This is a genomic window from Bacillus sp. FJAT-27251, from assembly GCF_001273925.1.
Taxonomy (GTDB): domain Bacteria; phylum Bacillota; class Bacilli; order Bacillales; family Cytobacillaceae; genus Mesobacillus_B.
Genome location: NZ_LIGG01000001.1, coordinates 2668278 through 2684357, shown reverse-complemented (window position 1 = coordinate 2684357; position 16080 = coordinate 2668278). Strand labels below are relative to the sequence as shown.

Genomic DNA, 16080 nt, shown 5'->3' with positions numbered 1-16080 from the left:
TACCACACATCTTTTAGTGTTAATCATTTAGTACAAGACATACAATTTAACAAAGGAGGTGGAGAATATGAAAAAAAGTAATCTTTTTTATTTAGTCATAACTTCTGTGATTGTATTATCGTTCATAATTATAAATTTTGGAGGCAATCCAAAATCATCTGTTTTTGCCGAAGAAACAAAGGCAGTAAATGAACAGAGTATTGACGAAATTATTGTTAATAAAGACGATGAAGGTTATGAAGATAAATTTAGATTGTATAAAGAAGAAGTTTTACAAGACATATTAACCAATTACTCTCAAATCAATTTGGATGGTTATACTAAAGTTGAAGCTACCACTGTACTACCAAATTTATTACAAGAAGGAAGTATGAATTTCGAGGTTGAAAGCCTAATTGATATATGTTGGGAAAAAGATAATACTGTTCTTGGAGCAAAGTGGTTATTCGTAAATGGAAATGAAGGGTACTTTTTTTATAAAACCCCAGATGGTTCTAATGTTGTAAGAACAATTAAAAGAACGGATGGAATATGGAAATTAGAAAAAGAACAAATTAAAAAAGGTAACATAATAAATTGGAAAGAAAAATGACCTAATAACACAATCTTAGGTCATTTTTCTTTTGGTTTCTTATTACACTAAACTGCCCCGTTACTTGAATAAGGAAAAAGCATTACCGTTGTTCCAGTAATGCACCCAATAGTTAAATTCTGTCTTAATCGTTTACATTGATTTTTCTTTTACTTTGCACATACATACAGAATAACGACCCAAATAACATACAAGCAATTGAAACGAATAATAGTTCAATCAATGAGTAGCTCCAACTAAATGATTTGAGAAAAAAAGTAATCACCAAAAGTTTAAATACATAATAGTTAATCACTAATGGAATAAAAGATATGAGTCCGAATGTTAGAACAAACTTAATTTTACCTGGCTGTTTACGCATTTGTATCACTCCCCACTTTTTAAATACTATTTACCATCAAAAATGTTTCTTTCTTACACTAACCCGCCCTATTCTTTTGCAACATTATTCATATCTTACTTTATACTCTAAGTATAAATCATTACGTAACAATTACTTAAAAGTTTATTTTTAGTTAATAATTGAATTGGATATTTGTTTAGTGTAGAATAAGCCCTAATTTTCCATTTTTAGAAAATTGGGGACTTACATTGTGAAGAAATACACTTAAACTATCCTGCCCCGTTTGTTCAATAAGGGATTCAACAAAAAAGAGCGTTAATCCTGCTGGCTCAACGCACCCGTTAGTTACAATATTTATTGCAGTATCAAAGGTGGGAGTCCACCTTCTGTTGTGAAATACGCAAAAAGTGTAAATGCAAAAATAAAAATCGCAATAGCTATAACAATCTTTGATAAAACAGGCTTGAATTGCTGTTTTAACAATTTAATACCAATGAATAAACTTAATAAACTTATTATAAAACAAACAATTGCACCAAATAAATTATTCATTCTTGGCAAAATAGCCCCGAAGAATAAGATAAAGAATAATACTTGTAGACCAATTCCAACTCGTAATGTATTTTGCATCTAAACCATCCCCTCTATACCTTTATCCAAAAAACGGTAATGAGTAAATAAAAAAGCACCAAAACTCAAGCTAATCCTTTCATAACTCTCCCCCATTTTCAATTACAGATTAAATAAATTTAACCTTTTATACTTAGTTATTTTAGGTATATAGAAATCCTATGTATATAGACATAATAATATTGCTACTATAAAAAAGCAATAATTATTGAATAAACCTGCCCCTTTTGTTCAATAAAGAATTCCACAAAAAAGGCGGCTAATCCTGCCTGGATCAACGCACCCGTTAGTTCAATAAGGGAAGGGCGACAACTATTACTTTAGCTGTCGCCCTTTTTATGAGCAATTACATGTTCGACTTTAACTTTTAATTTTATCTGCAATCGTGGGTTCTACAAGATCTTTTCTTCGATAAACATTTAAAATGAGTCCTAAAACAGCAGCGTAAAAGAGTATCGCACTGCCTCCATAACTAATAAAAGGCAGAGAGATCCCCATTATAGGCACGACTCCAAAGCTCATCAAGATGTTCCAGGTAGTAGGAACCGCAAACAATGTAGCACCGCCTATTACGATCAATCTCCCATAGAGGTCCTTTGTTTTAAACGCATTTTTTGAGATCCTTGAAATAAATATCAGTAGGATCAAACATAGAACGAATCCGAAAGCCCAACCAAGAGAATAGACGAGGAAGGGAAAAGCAAAATCTGTATGTGCTTCTGGTAACAATTGAAAATTCAAATCGTTGGAAAGTCCATTACCGAACCATCCCGCTTCTGATAGGACATTCCTAACCGCCTTATACATATATCCTGCTCCATTTGAATCGGCAGTAGGGTTTATAAAAGCAGATAATCTAGTTAACAAATAACTTTGACGTGAGGTCATGTAGAACATAATAATGAAAATAATACCAGCCAATAGATTTGTTAGGGTCAGAGTTACAGCTAATTTCTTATGGATTCGAGCGAAAGCAAACATCCCAAGTATGCAGAAGAAGTAAATAATACTAACCATAAAGTCTGGCACCATCATGTAGAGCGAGATGGGAATCCAAAATAAAACAAAAAGTAAACCTTGTTTTTCCCAACTACGAAACTCATTTATTTTGTTAAAAATACCAGCCCAAGCAAGAAAAAAGAAAAATAAGCTCATCATGGTTCCATCCACCGTCAGGCCTGGGAGGGAAACCCACTTCTTTGCTCCGTTGGCCATAATTCCAAAAAGATGAAGATATATATGGATCAATAGGCCTATCGCATAAAAGTAGATCCATCCGTTCTTTAATTTTTGGTAATCAAAGAAAAGTAATCCAATGATTACAAGAATAGCCAGGGTGTACCAAATAGCCTGTCTCCCCATAAAATAGGTACCTGATAGGGAAAATTCAGGAATCCCATCAACTAACGGGAGGAAACTAATACCAGCAAAAAGAACAAATAAAACCATTAGAACCCAATCCATTTTCGGCTTATGCAGGGGATTTAATCTCTCCCCAATGGTAAATGGATTTCCCATTTCTTGAATCGCCTTTTCCTCTGCATCCTCTTTAGAAAACCCTCTCTTTTTGTAAGATTGACTTAACTCTTGCAGATGTTGAATAAGCTCTTTTTTTATCATATTGTGGGCTTCCTTAGATTTCACTTTGGACGTTACTTTACTTAAAAATTCTTCAAATTTGGGAGAACTCATAAGGACGCCTCCTCTAGTAAGTGTTTAAGGGATAACTCTAGTTTTGATTTATCTTGTTTATAGGTAGCTAAGTATTTTTTCCCTTTGGAATTTAAGGAGTAATATTTCTTTTTGTTTATCCATTTTGAAGTAAGAATTTCTTTATTTTCTAGTAGATGTAGAAGTGAATAAAGCTGCCCTTCATTTTTTTGGAAAGTACGTTCATTTTTTTGAAAAAGTTGGGTAGAAATATTGTAGCCATCCTTTGATTCATGCTGAACCGATTCTAATATAGCTATGATGGTTTCTATCTTCCAAGAATGAAATTGTGATTGAGATTGTCTCATACGAATGGATTCTTTCACCGCATTTTTTCTTTCATTGGAAAAAGAAAAGTCCTGGAAAATTGATTTTTTCATCGAACTCTTCAGGTTAGTAAATGGATCATTCATCTCCTAAACCTCCTGGATTATCTTGTCTTTTAATAATTCTTTCGCACGCTTTAATCTAGTTTTTATTGTATTTATATTTACTGTCGTGATCTTACTTATTTCGGCTAAAGATAGTTCTTCATAATAATGCAGAAATACTACTTCTCTGTACTTTAGAGGTAAATTCATGACAGCATTTGTTAAGATGTTTTCTTCACTATTCGCGATAATCTCTTCTTCAACCTGTTTTGAGTTCGAAGGTATATAATCCAAAATTTTATCGCTAAGCGTTATTTTGCGATAATGCCAGCTTCTTAAGTAGTCCTTACAATGATTACTAGCAATACGATATACCCATGTTTTTAGTGTTGCCTGCTGATTAAACTGATTTAACTTTTCATAACATTTTAAAAATATCTCCTGCGTTAAATCTTCTGCTGTCGTTCGATTTTTAACATATGTATATACGAGATGCAGGATATCATCGCTATATTCTTGCATTAATTGATCAATTATTTCCTCTCTCTCAAGCAACATACTTTCATCTGTCACCGCCAGTTGTTTTAGTCCATTCATCTTGTTATCACCCTCTCACATATAATAGACGTAGCTAACCTTCATCTGGTTTGAAAAAATATTGGATTTTTAGGACCTTCTATAATCTAAGGTATAAATGGAAAAAGGAACAACCTCTTATCGGATTGTTCCAGAATGTTGTATGTAGGTTAGAGGGCTTATAATACTACTTATTCGATTAATACTATCTTACTTCTTAGAAGGAACTGCAAGTACAACAGCTCCTAAATTCAGAATTACTTATCGGCGTAAATCTGTGTTTTCCTGACGCTACCCCTTTTTTAACTATCCTGCCCCGTTAGTCGGATAAGAAAAATGGTCGCAGCAGCGACCATTCCTAAGCCCCCTTTAACTTAGGTACTTCTTCTTTCTTTCAAAATAAGCAAAGGGATACCGCAGCAACCCTTTGTTCACGCATAACAACTAAATCCCAAATCAGAACACTCCATTCTCGTTGGGAGAATTCTCGGGTATCGGCTGACCTACATCCCAAAATTCGACAATGAGATCATTATGAAAGCGGAAGATATGCACCACAGCTCCCCCAATATCATCTTGATTTTGCTTTACATGGGAGTGAACCGCCACAATATCGCCCTCTCCAATGACTCGCTTTACCTCAAAGACTTTGTGAGGATTCTTGGTTGTGCTCTCTTCCATTGCAAGCATAAGGGAGTCAGCATTTCCACGAAAAAAGGGATTATGATGACGGAAGTTCGGATCAATGTACCTGTGGTAAGCTTCGCGCACTTTCCCCGACGCAACGAGTTTCAAAAATGATACAGCCATCTCTTTTAGGTAATTATTCATTGAAATCATCCTATCTGGTTATGGGTTGCCTGTCTTGTAAATTATCCACACAGACTTGTTAAGTTACATTATATATCCTGTTTAATTTATGTTAATTTAAATGATATTTATTAGTGTAACCATAAATTAAACTAACCTGCCCCTTTACTTGAGTAAGGAAAAAGCGTTCCTGTTATTTCAGAAACACACCCGATTGCGGAATGTTGGTAATTGCAAACAGAGTAACTATTTTATTCCATTTGAAATATGTTCAGTTAATAATTTCGCCCTTGTTTTTGGCTAAATTTTTGCGCCATTCACTTCGCTCCGTAGTTGTCAGTTTCGCCCACTCAGTTTCTTCACCAATAATTCTTAAAGGTTCTTGAGAACGATAAGATCGTGTTAAATTACCCGGGAACTTTTTGTCAGTAACATTTGGGTCGTTTTCAAATTCACCTGTTGGTTCTATTTTATAGACGCGTTCTCTTCCTTCTCCTTTTGCTAATGCTGCTGCAAGTCCTGCACCATTGGCATTAGCTGTGAAATAAATGTGGTTCATTTTAAGCCCAGGTTTGTAATTTGAATTTCCACCCGCTGTCAGCAAATCACCAACCTGTAAATCTGCCTTTGTCCCATGATAAAATGGTCCCTCATCAGAAGGTGCACCGCGATATGAGTTTGACAATTCATAATTTCTTTTTGCATTATCAGAATCACACAACTCTTCATAGCATTTGGCAATGTTTAAATATAACGTTGAGTATGCACTCTTAACATTATCATCATTTATATTTAGTGCACACTGTAAAGAGGTTTCCATCCATTTCAATTTGTCTGTAATACTCTTTTGTTTACGAGCCAAATGATAAGCTGCAATAAACCTTTCATAGTCGTCTTTTGCTTTGTGCCATGCTTGATGAAACATCGTGGTTGCACCTTCAACATTTCCGCCATCTTCCATGTTCATCCCACTCATACAGAGTTTAATAACGACGTTGTTTTGATCAAATTTTATATTCATCTAATCTTACCTCCAACTTAATGAAAATTACATTTTTGAACTTCATTTCTCCAAAATTCTTTATTTAAAAGCCCATGCCTTCCCTGTGATATTTTTAAAATTATTCCGCTAACTGTCCCGTTTGTTTAATGCAAGGAATCCAACAAAAAGGCGGTTAATCCTTATTGAACGCACCCTATTGTTTAGGAAGAAATGTTTAAAGGTGAAAATTTAAATTATTTAAAGTACCATTCAATAATTATCTGATTTTCTCCGCCAACTCTAAAATAATCCCCTCTGGACCACGAACGTAGCATAGCTTATAACTTTCTTCATATTGCTGTATCTCACTAAAGATTTCCGTGCCCCTCTTTTTCAATTTTGCAACAATAGCTTCAATATCTTCAACAGCAAAACAAATATGTCGGATACCCAGCGTATTTGCAAAAGGTTGCTGAATATCTTTTTCATCTGATGGTGTATAAAATTTGACTAGCTCTATCCATGCCTGACCATCTGGCATCCCCAATGCTACACATGCCGTTTTAACATCATTAAGCCCGACTATTCTTTCCAACTGCTCTCCATCCAATTCCCATTCAGCTTGCACTTCAAGTCCTAAATCAAGAAAAAACGCTTTAGCCTCTGAAAGATCATTTACGTTTATACTCACATGATCTATTCTACTGATTTTCATATCTCATACCTCCTATGTTCCTGTTATTTTCAATACCTGTATTAGTGTAAGGTTTGTGTAACATTCTAATTCGCTTAAAAACAGGAAAGATCCTTGGTTCAACAAACCCGCCCCGTTTGTTCAATAAGGAATTCAACAAAAAAGGGGGTTAATCCTTCCTAGATCAACGCACCCGTTAGTTTAAGCGCAACTTTCACAAACTTACGTGATACAACGAAAAAATAAATTTCATTGATTATTAAATAAAATAACAACTTACATTTTTTTACACATATAATAAAATATAATTAAGTAAAAATTTTTTTAGTAAAAAATAATTTATTATAGGAAAAGGAGAATTTAAAAATGAGTCTATTAGATATTTATCTGCAAAAGAACGGGAAAAAACGATACGATGTATTTAAAGAAACTGGAATCAGTCAGCAATTGCTCTCAAGTGTTAATAAAAAAAGTGTCAATCATTATTCAGTCAAAACAATTCAAGCTATTGCGAAAACAGTAGAGAAAAGTGAAGGAACTGTTCTAGATGAATTAATACAATTAGAGAAGGAAAATGCTTATTTTGAAGTTTATAATGCTGAAGATTTACTATTAGCCTTTAGAAATAAGGAAGAATATATTCTAATCAAAGGCGAATACAAAAAAGAAATGGATGAATTAGCGAAGTCACAACTTTCTGATACAGAAACATTAGGTTGGGAATTAGGGGCAGTCTGGTCAGGTGGATTATTAACTGTGTGGACAGAATTATTTTTGCACTTAGTAGATTTATTCAGTAGTAAAGATGATGACAAAAAGAAAATTGAAAGCCAAGTTCGTAAGTATAAGTTTAAAAAACTAAATGAAAATGAAATCTTATTGTATTTACGTCAATTAGATTATTAGATGGACTCATTAATCAGAAATAATGAGTCCATCTTCTGCAACTTGCCCCTGGACAGTAGAATTTGGGTTTTCAACCAATTTTGTCCATGTTTTAGAAATCTGAATCCATCAGGAAGCCTTTCCGAATCAAGTAAAATAGAACTGAAATTAAGAAAAAAACCGCTGATTGGTGAGTCTATTATAAACCGGTGAAAGCAACAACTATTATAAAGTGCTTTTCGGCTTCTTGATTGATATTTTTTTTAATATGTTCCTTCCAGCTAACAACGCAAAATATAAAGAAATTGTGACTAGTAATATTGCATAAAAGTCTCGTCTAGCAAGGTAAGTTGTAGAGTGAAGACCTTTTATAGTTAAGTGAGCAAACAGGTAGGAGATTGGCAATAGAATCATTTTTTCTAGTCCATTTCTTATTTTTTCATTCTTACGGAATATGGCCAATCCAATTCCACAAATAAGTAAAAATCCTATAGCAAACATCACATAGTAGCTTAAAACTAGCCGAGGTAACGTAATGACAGAACCATCCGTTATTGGATCTCCATAAATTAAAAAATTCTCACTTCCATCGGTATTGTAATAATAGATTGAAGCGACCGTTTCTCCATTCGGGTTTAATACAGTATTTTCCAGGTTGTTTTTGCTTATTTTCTGGTGCCAAATCGTTTCCCATGTAGTTATATCATAGACATAACCTGAATTGTCTGCTGCTGGATATTGTTCTACATGGAATCCGGAGACTTCTTCACTAAAATTCAAAAGTACAGTTCCGTCATCCTTTTCAATGATCGAAACCGCATTTTCATTATAAGAAATGTATGCTGGCTCTGTCAGATAAGCCATTGTAACCACTGCAAAAACCAATGTTACCATGACTGAAAGAATAATCGTTTGCAGCTTTTCCCTTCGCAATGTATTTTGTAGGTTTCTTAAGGGAGCTATATCGGTATCTATTGGCGGTTCTTCAAACGTCCTCATTTCTTCAAGTCGTTTTTTGCAGTTTTCACAAGAAGCTATATGTTCTTCAACGATATCTCTAGTATCTTGACTTGCCATATTCTCGACATATAACGGCAGCATATCCCTAATCATATTACAGCTAATTTTCATCGATAATCCCCCAATCGCGATTTAATCTTTTCTCTAGCACGGTGATAAATAACACAAGCCCAGTTATCACTTTTTGCATACATTTTGCCAATCTGCTTAAATGACAGTTCTCCGAATACACGGAGCGTAAAGACCTTTTTATATGGCTCTTTTAAATTCTGGATAATTTCATGTACCTTCATAGACGCTTCCGAAGTGGTTATTTCTTGTTCTACATTGTCTTCACTAGCTGATTCCGGAAGTGACTCCAAATCTACAAATCTTTTTTTCTTACGCAAGTAAGAGTAATAATTGTTTTTGGCAATTTGGCATAACCAAACACGGATATCACTATCCCCTCTGAAACTGTCTAGCGATGTTAATGCCTTCATAAAAGTTTCCGAAGTGATATCTTCAGCAATATGCTTATCGCCAGACAAACTATACACATATAAAAATACATCTTTAAAGTATGTATTATAAATATCCTCAAGCTGCGTCACCATCTCACCTCCTTACATATAAGACGCGATAAACTCAAATATCTTACAATAATATAAGAAAAACCGTACAAAATACGCCCGGATTTTTTTCTTCTACCATAATTATTGGAAATCCTGTAGTCAATAATCCTACCCGTAAATCCCTTTATAATATTCAGGGACCATTTTTCCTCCACATTGTTCACACTGAAATGGTTTAGTTTAAGTGAAATATATACAACCGTTATACTAACTAATATCTTATTACCAAGCGATCTCTAACAATAATAAACAATGCGAATTGAATTATCACACTTAAACTAAACTGCCCCGTTTGTTCAATAAGGAATGAAACAAAAAAGGCGGTTAATCCTTCCTGGATCAACGCACCCATTAGTTTAAGCATAAATCTTCACCATCTTTTTTAGGAAATAAAGAAGGCACACTTAGTAGCCTGAATACCTCATTCGATCTTATTACTTAGATATTCCCCGAAACTGATTTTCCCCATTTTTCGAAATGAATTTGTATTTTTCCCCTCGGAGATAGATTTGTACAGTTTTCCTGGAAAAGAAATGCTTAAAACTTTATTTGATTCCTTATTTTTTTTGATTTTCAGTTCAGCCATTTCTTTTAATGTCATAATATCTGGTCCACCAAAATCATCCGCTCTTCCTTGTGGATCTTTTTCCACTAAACCTATTAGATGACTGGCAAATTCACTAACATCAACACTTTGAAATTTAAAGTTTCCAGGGACAATATATCTTTTAAAGAGTGGTTTTGATATAAATAAATTTTCGACAAAATTGTGGAACTGAGTGGCACGTACAATTGTGTGAGGGATAGAACAATTATTTAACAACTCTTCCGCTTCATATTTGTGTTTATAATATTTAAATGGTATTTCATCTATCCCAACAATTGACGGATAAATAAAATGTTTTATGTGTTTCATTTTACCTAAAAACTCCTTAAAAGCTAAAACCTCGACCATTTTTGAATTTTTAATTGGACTTGTTGCTGCGTGTATAATTACATCTACATCTTTTACTGCTACTTCTAATCCTTCACCAGACGATAAATCGCTATAAACCCACTCGAAATGTCCTAATCCTTTAGGTTTTCTTCTAGAAGTTATTTTAACTTTATAATCAGAACCTTTTAGTTGCTTAACTAAAGTTGACCCTAGTTGTCCTGTTGAACCAGTAACCAATACCCTCAAAGTAAACACTCCCACTCTAATGAATTTCTCTTTATTGTCATATTCAGAAATTGGGTTATTAATTCAACAAAACTGCCCCTTTAGCTAAATAAGAGAAGCGCCCAATTACGACCCTGATCATCAACTCTTACACCCGTTCGTTGAAAAAGAATGTCAAGTGTAATTATATAAACGAGTCGACTAAATAGTGTGAAGGATAGGGGACTGACGAATTTCATCTTCAGTCACAAGGACAATAGCTGTTACAAACTTCGCACCATTTTCAATCGCATGAATAGCTTTATTACTTATAGCTGCTTTTAAACTGCTAAGCCCTTTTAACACACAGAACTCAGCAAGTTCCTGAGCCTGCTCGACTGTAACATCTCTGCACACTTTACCTGTATAAGGAACTTCACCATTTATTCTAGGAACTTGTCCACTAATATAAGCCACAACATTATGAATCTTCTTGCTTACAAAATTAGCGAGCCACGAACCCCTTTGAAGCATAGTAGGTTACTGCTCCATTGTGGTAAACAAAGTCAGTGTCGTAGCGACAATCACAAAAAGATGTCCCCGCCAAGTTTTCTAATATTAGAAGGTGTTTGCATCCAGCTCGATGTTTCCATATCGAAATTATCAAGTTTCTGTTGCTCTCGGTATTGTTCTTCCGTTAAAAGTTCAATACCCATGGAAAATGCCATATCAATAGCGTTATTTTCTGGCTTGTGTTTTTTCCTTAAATCCAGCGCTGCACGGTCCTAACAAATACTTCTGCGACCTTTCCTTTTCCAACACTAAATTAAAAAAGGAATTGCCGGAACGCTAAAAAAACCACCAAAAATGGCAGCTTTTTATATTTAGATATCATATTGACTTTTAAATTCGAAAATCTCATCAACAGCTTGGTGATAGCCCCCCGATTTTTGAAAGGATTCCCTAATATTTGCAACAGCTTTATGGAAGGATGGATGGTTTAACACATGATCTACTGCTTCACGTAGTTGATTTGCAGTTAAGCTTTGCATTTGTAATGTAATACCGGCTCCAATATTGGTAACTTGTCCGGCTATCATCGGTTGATCCGCGCTTTGTGGGATTACAATTAGCGGAACACCGTAATAGAGACCTTCGTGGGTACTGTTCATTCCTCCATGTGTGATAAATAATTTAGTGTATTTCAGCACCTCAGTTTGTGGAACATAATGTTTTACATAGAAGTTTTTAGGAATCTCCCCCAAATCAGATATTTGAGCTTTTTCCCCAATAGACATGACAACGGTATGATCAGTATTCCCTAATGCCCTAAAACAAAGCTTATACAAATCAATTGCTTGGTTAAAAACAGTACCCAGTGATATGTAAATTGGGCTTTTCCCCTTGAATACCGTATGGTCCAATTTTTCTTGTGTTGATCGTGAAGAAATGGATGGACCTACAAATTTGTATGTTTGGTCAAATGCCTCACTGAAAGGTTGAAACAGCCTAGTTGTATAAACTATTGTAAGTGGTGCAGGATTACAAAAAACCTCGTAAGGAGAAGGGATCTCTACATGAAATTTTTCCTTTACCTTTTCCCTCAGGCTTTGAAATTCATTAACTATTTCTGTAGGAATTGTTTTAGAAAGCTGTTCCAACATTTTATCGAATGATGTTTTTGACTGGGCAAATGAAGTACAAGAATTAATTGACGGAAGTTTAAGTATTTGTGCAAGTAAATATCCACAACCAAACATGGAATCGTGGATGATATAATCGAAATGCTCTCCTTCGATTTGCTCCAGAACACTAGGAATCACGATATCTGCCGTTCGCAACAGACCGTTGATTCTTTCGAGTAAATAATTTCTTCCACCTGAGATAAAGGCTTCTATGAATTTTTGGCCATCAAATGTTCGTACAGTAGCTCCGGTCTTCTCAATACGCTCTCGATAATCTTCAATGGCAAAGTAAACTACCTCTTCTCCACGCGAAATAAGCTCTTGCACCACTCCAATAGTTGGATTGATATGTCCTTCTGATCCACCATTAATAAATAAAACACGTGCCATTTCTACCACTCCTTAGTTAAAATGGTCAGTAGATAGTGTAAGTGTATGGGTCACTGTCCCATCCATTACTCGCCTAAAATAATTGAATTAAATTCATCATAGTACATTACTTGAAAATCTCAAATTTTTAATTACTCCTTTTTGAGCTAAACGGGCCCGTTTGTTCAATAAGGAATTTAATAAAAAAGTGCCCTTAATCCTTCCTGGATCAAAGCACTGTTACTTATACATAAAGACTTACACATTAATTGCATCTTATATAAATGATGTGATGATAAATAATTATTTCTTACCTTTTCGTTCTAAAAGTATAGGTGCTATATTTAGTAAGATAGAAACAATTGTCAAAAACCATACTGCCCTTTCCATACCAGGTACTACATCCATTATAGCTGCCCAATCTTCCCCTTCTACCCACACCGATAAAAGTCTGTATTCTGCACAAAGGGTTAATGCTGTAAGTGATAATCCCATCGCCATAGCAAGCGTATAATCCTTTCCTGCTTTATACATATAAAGATTTATAAAAGTGGCTACTATTGCAATAACCACAAATATCATAAATAACATTACTAACCTCCATTAATGTCCATCAACTCAATTTTTTGCATTACTTTTTTATTGCACATAATAACTCAACTCTTATTTTATAGTAAATACTCTGCCTTTTTGTGATACCTTATCGAATAAACCCGTTAGTTCAACCACAAAAAGCCGCCTTTTGGCAGCAAACTTTTAAGAAAAGCACTGGTATCACCGAGGTAGTTACTAGTTTAGGTTGGATAGCAAGTGTCGCTATCATTGTATTTGCGCGAAGCTGGTGCCAAATTGTTGTTCGTTGGACCTCTCTTGGGAATATACATTGAAAACAAAAGCCCTTTAAGAATGATTCTTAAAGGGCATTTTTATAAAAAAGTGATAATTCCCAAGAAAACGATATACCCTAATTTGGAGGTCTCCAGATATTTTAAATGGTGTTAATTAAAGTGGCAGGGCGCCTTCCGTTTAACCCTTCAATTAGGGAATTCGCCGCTAACACCCCCATTTTAATTCTAGTCTCAAGAGTGGCAGATCCTATATGGGGCAAGGTAACCACATTAGGAAGTTTCAACAGCGGGTTGTCTGGATTAATCGGTTCCTGTTGATAAACATCCAAGCCAGCTGCCAAGATGCGCTGCTCTTGAAGAGTGTTGTATAAGGCGTGTTCATCAACCACTGCCCCACGAGAACCATTCACAAAGATCGCTGACTTTTTCATCAAGCCAAATTCTCTTTCGCCTATTAATTTTTCAGTTTCCGAAGTGAGAGGTGCCATGTTACAGACAAAATCTGATTCCTTTAACAGTTCCTCCAGGGTCCGGTATTCGGCATTGTATAAGTCTTCTGCTTCCCTTTTGCGGGAGCGATTATGGTATAAAATCTTCATATCAAATCCCTTGTGGGCTCTTTTTGCAATCGCTGAACCAATTCCGCCCATTCCGATGATTCCTAGTGTTTTATGATGAACATCAACTCCAAAAGAATTTTCCTTCAGTTGGCCTTTCCATTCCCCATTTTTGACAAACTGATCCAATTCCGAAACTCTCCTTGCCGCTGCCAGCATTAATCCAAAAATGGCATCGGCAACTTATCATTAAGGACTCCTGGGGTATTAGTCGCCATGATTTTTCTTTTCGTCAGTTCTGGAATGTTTAAATTGTCATATCCAACCGAGATATTGCTGACGACCTTTAAATTATGGGCCTGATCTAAAAGCTCCTTATCTATTTTCATTCCTGCCCCCAACAATGCTTGTGCATCTTTTAAATGAAAATAAAATTCAGCCTGATTGGCAGAATTGACGCTTTCGAAATAAATCACCTCATACTTTTCGCGAAGCATCTCTAGTACTTGTTCATATGTTTTCTGATAGACGATGACCTTTGATTTCATAAGACTACTTCCTTCCTGTTTTAAAAAAATGACATATTTCCTTTTTTGGTGATATTGTTGCTTATCGTTAAATAAGTTCGACAAAAAAAGCATTAACCCTGCTGGATTATCGCTGCCCATTCGTTGAAATGATTCTCTGTCAGGTTCCTATTCCAATACCCAAAATAGAGATGAAGCTTTGATTCAGTCATCCTAAAAAGCAGGTCAGGATTAAGGGCAGCTTATTCCCCTTCCATATTCCCTTTATATAAGCATCGGTATACAGTTCATTCATCATTTCAGCCAGTAATGTGAATCCGCCATATTTCTACTCGTAGCCAGCCTTTCAAGGACAAATCCTTGAAAGGCTGTTTTTTTGGACATTATGGTAAAAACATCCACAATATCTCTTGCTTGATATCACTACAACTGATAACGTAAATAAAATTACGTTTAAGAGTAATAATTTATTGCTTTATAGAGCAAATTATATTACCTTATAAAGTAAGGAGGTGAAAAAAATGGATAATTTGAGTTTAAATGTGTCTCTTTTGCGGAGAAGAGTGCCAAATCTTACAAGTGCAGCTAAATCTATAGGCTTACGTCCTGCCACAGTTTCAAACTTATGTACAGGAAAAATCCCTTTGGGGCGTGCTGAAGTCCGAACACTGGTTGCTCTTGCAACATTGGCACAATGCAGTGTTGATGAATTGATTTTAAAGGGGGAAACGGTGGAAATGATTGAAACAAAAATAAAATCGCTGGATTTATTTGCACCAATTGTTAAAGGAGGAACAGTCGGACTTGTAGCACGTCCTGGAATGGGGCAGCTGGTTGTTCTCGGCGAGATTTTCTTCAGGCTAAAAAAACAAGGATTTTCCACAATATTACTTAAACCCGAAGCCTCTCATCCAGAATTGGAAGACATCATTGACTATGTTGATATAGTTGTAGATTCAATCGATAAAGCTCTTGATCAAATATTGATGTTAGATAAGAATAAGGAAATCATTTTCACCGCTGACCGTTCTAATGTGCTGACTGGTGATATGTATAAACTCCAGGAAAATCTGCAAGATGCAAATATACAAAATATAACAACTTTCCTTCTTGATTTAAAAGGTGAAGCGGTTGATGATGACCTTCCATATGGACCACTTGAAACAGTCTGGCAATTTGATGCAGACCTTGCAGCAAGACACCGATTTCCCGCCGTTAATCCGATCTATTCAACTTCTTCCGTATTGGAAGGTGCCCATCTTGACCAAAATCATTTGTTTATTCAACAAAGAGGACAAAAACTGTTACGCCGATATCGAGAATTACGCTCTTTAGTCAATGTAAGAGGATTGGATGCCATTCCTTCATCTGAATTGGAAACCTACAGAAGAGGAGAACGTCTAGAAGCCTATCTGACCCAGCCTTTTTATGTAGCTGAAGCTTATACAGGAAAAAAAGGTGAATCAGTAGACCTTAAAGATACATTAAATGATGTCCGGAAAATATTAGATGGAGCAGTTGATTCTCAAGACTTAAAGGCCTTAGATTATATAGGTGCTTTATAATTGCAGATTTAAAACACATCGGAAACGAAAAGMCCTTTTAAATTGGAAAAACCGCCTCTTAAAAGCTTAACCAGGCTGCCGACTCCTTGCGGCAGCCTGCTTTTTCTTACTGATAAAAACCAGCCATGATTATTGCTGCCAGGTAATTTCAAACTAACTGG

16 protein-coding genes and 2 pseudogenes are annotated in these 16080 nt (G+C 35.3%); 3 read left to right on the top strand and 15 right to left on the bottom strand.

Features of this window, described 5'->3' with window-relative positions; translation table 11 throughout:
• Positions 1-67 precede the first annotated feature (67 nt).
• A complete protein-coding gene (locus ADU22_RS12675) occupies positions 68-592 on the top strand; it encodes a hypothetical protein (protein ID WP_053362475.1) in 525 nt (174 codons plus the stop codon).
• Between the two features lie 697 nt (positions 593-1289).
• Here the strand turns inward: ADU22_RS12675 and ADU22_RS12665 are convergent.
• The 7 genes from ADU22_RS12665 to ADU22_RS12635 form a co-directional block, all read right to left on the bottom strand.
• The gene (locus ADU22_RS12665) at positions 1290-1565 is read right to left on the bottom strand and encodes a hypothetical protein (RefSeq protein ID WP_053362473.1); all 276 of its coding nucleotides are present in this window, start codon (positions 1563-1565) and stop codon (positions 1290-1292) included.
• Between the two features lie 360 nt (positions 1566-1925).
• Positions 1926-3257: an FtsW/RodA/SpoVE family cell cycle protein gene (locus tag ADU22_RS12660; RefSeq protein ID WP_053362472.1), complete on the bottom strand. Its 1332-nt coding sequence runs from the start codon at positions 3255-3257 to the stop codon at positions 1926-1928.
• Positions 3254-3688, bottom strand: a complete 435-nt coding sequence (locus tag ADU22_RS12655) for a PadR family transcriptional regulator (RefSeq protein ID WP_053362471.1) — start codon at positions 3686-3688, stop codon at positions 3254-3256. The genes ADU22_RS12660 and ADU22_RS12655 overlap by 4 nt, the downstream gene beginning before the upstream one ends.
• 3 nt (positions 3689-3691) lie before the next feature.
• Positions 3692-4243: a sigma-70 family RNA polymerase sigma factor gene (locus ADU22_RS12650; RefSeq protein ID WP_053362470.1), complete on the bottom strand. Its 552-nt coding sequence runs from the start codon at positions 4241-4243 to the stop codon at positions 3692-3694.
• A gap of 435 nt (positions 4244-4678) precedes the next feature.
• Positions 4679-5053, bottom strand: a complete 375-nt coding sequence (locus ADU22_RS12645; protein ID WP_053362469.1) for a nuclear transport factor 2 family protein — start codon at positions 5051-5053, stop codon at positions 4679-4681.
• Positions 5054-5303: 250 nt separating this feature from the next.
• Positions 5304-6053: an NAD(+)--rifampin ADP-ribosyltransferase gene (arr, locus tag ADU22_RS12640; protein WP_053362468.1), complete on the bottom strand. Its 750-nt coding sequence runs from the start codon at positions 6051-6053 to the stop codon at positions 5304-5306.
• A gap of 238 nt (positions 6054-6291) precedes the next feature.
• A complete protein-coding gene (locus ADU22_RS12635; RefSeq protein ID WP_053362467.1) occupies positions 6292-6729 on the bottom strand; it encodes a VOC family protein in 438 nt (145 codons plus the stop codon).
• A gap of 345 nt (positions 6730-7074) precedes the next feature.
• Between ADU22_RS12635 and ADU22_RS12630 the strand changes: the two genes are divergently transcribed.
• Positions 7075-7614 (top strand): hypothetical protein, encoded by a 540-nt coding sequence (locus tag ADU22_RS12630; protein ID WP_053362466.1) that lies wholly within the window; start codon positions 7075-7077, stop codon positions 7612-7614.
• 204 nt (positions 7615-7818) lie between these two features.
• Here the strand turns inward: ADU22_RS12630 and ADU22_RS12625 are convergent, their stop codons facing one another.
• The 8 genes and pseudogenes from ADU22_RS12625 to ADU22_RS12590 form a co-directional block, all read right to left on the bottom strand.
• Complete coding sequence (locus ADU22_RS12625; protein WP_053362465.1) at positions 7819-8724, bottom strand: zf-HC2 domain-containing protein; 906 nt, start codon at positions 8722-8724, stop codon at positions 7819-7821.
• Positions 8721-9209 carry an RNA polymerase sigma factor gene (locus ADU22_RS12620; protein ID WP_082252845.1) on the bottom strand — a complete coding sequence of 163 codons (489 nt, stop codon included), beginning with the start codon at positions 9207-9209 and terminating at the stop codon, positions 8721-8723. The genes ADU22_RS12625 and ADU22_RS12620 overlap by 4 nt, the downstream gene beginning before the upstream one ends.
• Before the next feature lie 439 nt (positions 9210-9648).
• Positions 9649-10419, bottom strand: coding sequence for an SDR family oxidoreductase (locus tag ADU22_RS12615; protein ID WP_231687952.1), 771 nt, complete (start codon positions 10417-10419; stop codon positions 9649-9651).
• A 171-nt stretch (positions 10420-10590) separates the two neighbouring features.
• Positions 10591-10902, bottom strand: a complete 312-nt coding sequence (locus ADU22_RS12610) for a RidA family protein (RefSeq protein ID WP_053362463.1) — start codon at positions 10900-10902, stop codon at positions 10591-10593.
• Positions 10874-11177, bottom strand: a pseudogene (locus ADU22_RS12605) (DUF4256 domain-containing protein); the annotation flags it as partial. The gene ADU22_RS12610 and the pseudogene ADU22_RS12605, both read right to left, overlap by 29 nt.
• Positions 11178-11252: 75 nt before the next feature.
• Positions 11253-12443 carry a macrolide family glycosyltransferase gene (locus ADU22_RS12600; protein ID WP_053362462.1) on the bottom strand — a complete coding sequence of 397 codons (1191 nt, stop codon included), beginning with the start codon at positions 12441-12443 and terminating at the stop codon, positions 11253-11255.
• Between the two features lie 282 nt (positions 12444-12725).
• Positions 12726-13013: a hypothetical protein gene (locus ADU22_RS12595; RefSeq protein ID WP_053362461.1), complete on the bottom strand. Its 288-nt coding sequence runs from the start codon at positions 13011-13013 to the stop codon at positions 12726-12728.
• A gap of 397 nt (positions 13014-13410) precedes the next feature.
• Positions 13411-14375 (bottom strand): annotated as a pseudogene (locus ADU22_RS12590) (2-hydroxyacid dehydrogenase).
• A gap of 500 nt (positions 14376-14875) precedes the next feature.
• Here ADU22_RS12590 and ADU22_RS12585 point away from each other — a divergent pair.
• Positions 14876-15919 carry a F0F1 ATP synthase subunit beta gene (locus ADU22_RS12585; RefSeq protein ID WP_053362460.1) on the top strand — a complete coding sequence of 348 codons (1044 nt, stop codon included), beginning with the start codon at positions 14876-14878 and terminating at the stop codon, positions 15917-15919.
• Positions 15920-16080: the final 161 nt, after the last annotated feature.

What these genes read in the sequence shown, in the direction of transcription:
- ADU22_RS12675 (WP_053362475.1), top strand. Translation starts at nt 68, where the DNA reads ATGAAAAAAAGTAATCTTTTTTATTTAGTCATAACTTCTGTGATTGTA.
- ADU22_RS12665 (WP_053362473.1), bottom strand. Translation starts at nt 1,565, where the DNA reads ATGCAAAATACATTACGAGTTGGAATTGGTCTACAAGTATTATTCTTT.
- ADU22_RS12660 (WP_053362472.1), bottom strand. Translation starts at nt 3,257, where the DNA reads ATGAGTTCTCCCAAATTTGAAGAATTTTTAAGTAAAGTAACGTCCAAA.
- ADU22_RS12655 (WP_053362471.1), bottom strand. Translation starts at nt 3,688, where the DNA reads ATGAATGATCCATTTACTAACCTGAAGAGTTCGATGAAAAAATCAATT.
- ADU22_RS12650 (WP_053362470.1), bottom strand. Translation starts at nt 4,243, where the DNA reads ATGAATGGACTAAAACAACTGGCGGTGACAGATGAAAGTATGTTGCTT.
- ADU22_RS12645 (WP_053362469.1), bottom strand. Translation starts at nt 5,053, where the DNA reads ATGAATAATTACCTAAAAGAGATGGCTGTATCATTTTTGAAACTCGTT.
- arr (WP_053362468.1), bottom strand. Translation starts at nt 6,053, where the DNA reads ATGAATATAAAATTTGATCAAAACAACGTCGTTATTAAACTCTGTATG.
- ADU22_RS12635 (WP_053362467.1), bottom strand. Translation starts at nt 6,729, where the DNA reads ATGAAAATCAGTAGAATAGATCATGTGAGTATAAACGTAAATGATCTT.
- ADU22_RS12630 (WP_053362466.1), top strand. Translation starts at nt 7,075, where the DNA reads ATGAGTCTATTAGATATTTATCTGCAAAAGAACGGGAAAAAACGATAC.
- ADU22_RS12625 (WP_053362465.1), bottom strand. Translation starts at nt 8,724, where the DNA reads ATGAAAATTAGCTGTAATATGATTAGGGATATGCTGCCGTTATATGTC.
- ADU22_RS12620 (WP_082252845.1), bottom strand. Translation starts at nt 9,209, where the DNA reads ATGGTGACGCAGCTTGAGGATATTTATAATACATACTTTAAAGATGTA.
- ADU22_RS12610 (WP_053362463.1), bottom strand. Translation starts at nt 10,902, where the DNA reads ATGCTTCAAAGGGGTTCGTGGCTCGCTAATTTTGTAAGCAAGAAGATT.
- ADU22_RS12600 (WP_053362462.1), bottom strand. Translation starts at nt 12,443, where the DNA reads ATGGCACGTGTTTTATTTATTAATGGTGGATCAGAAGGACATATCAAT.
- ADU22_RS12595 (WP_053362461.1), bottom strand. Translation starts at nt 13,013, where the DNA reads ATGTTATTTATGATATTTGTGGTTATTGCAATAGTAGCCACTTTTATA.
- ADU22_RS12585 (WP_053362460.1), top strand. Translation starts at nt 14,876, where the DNA reads ATGGATAATTTGAGTTTAAATGTGTCTCTTTTGCGGAGAAGAGTGCCA.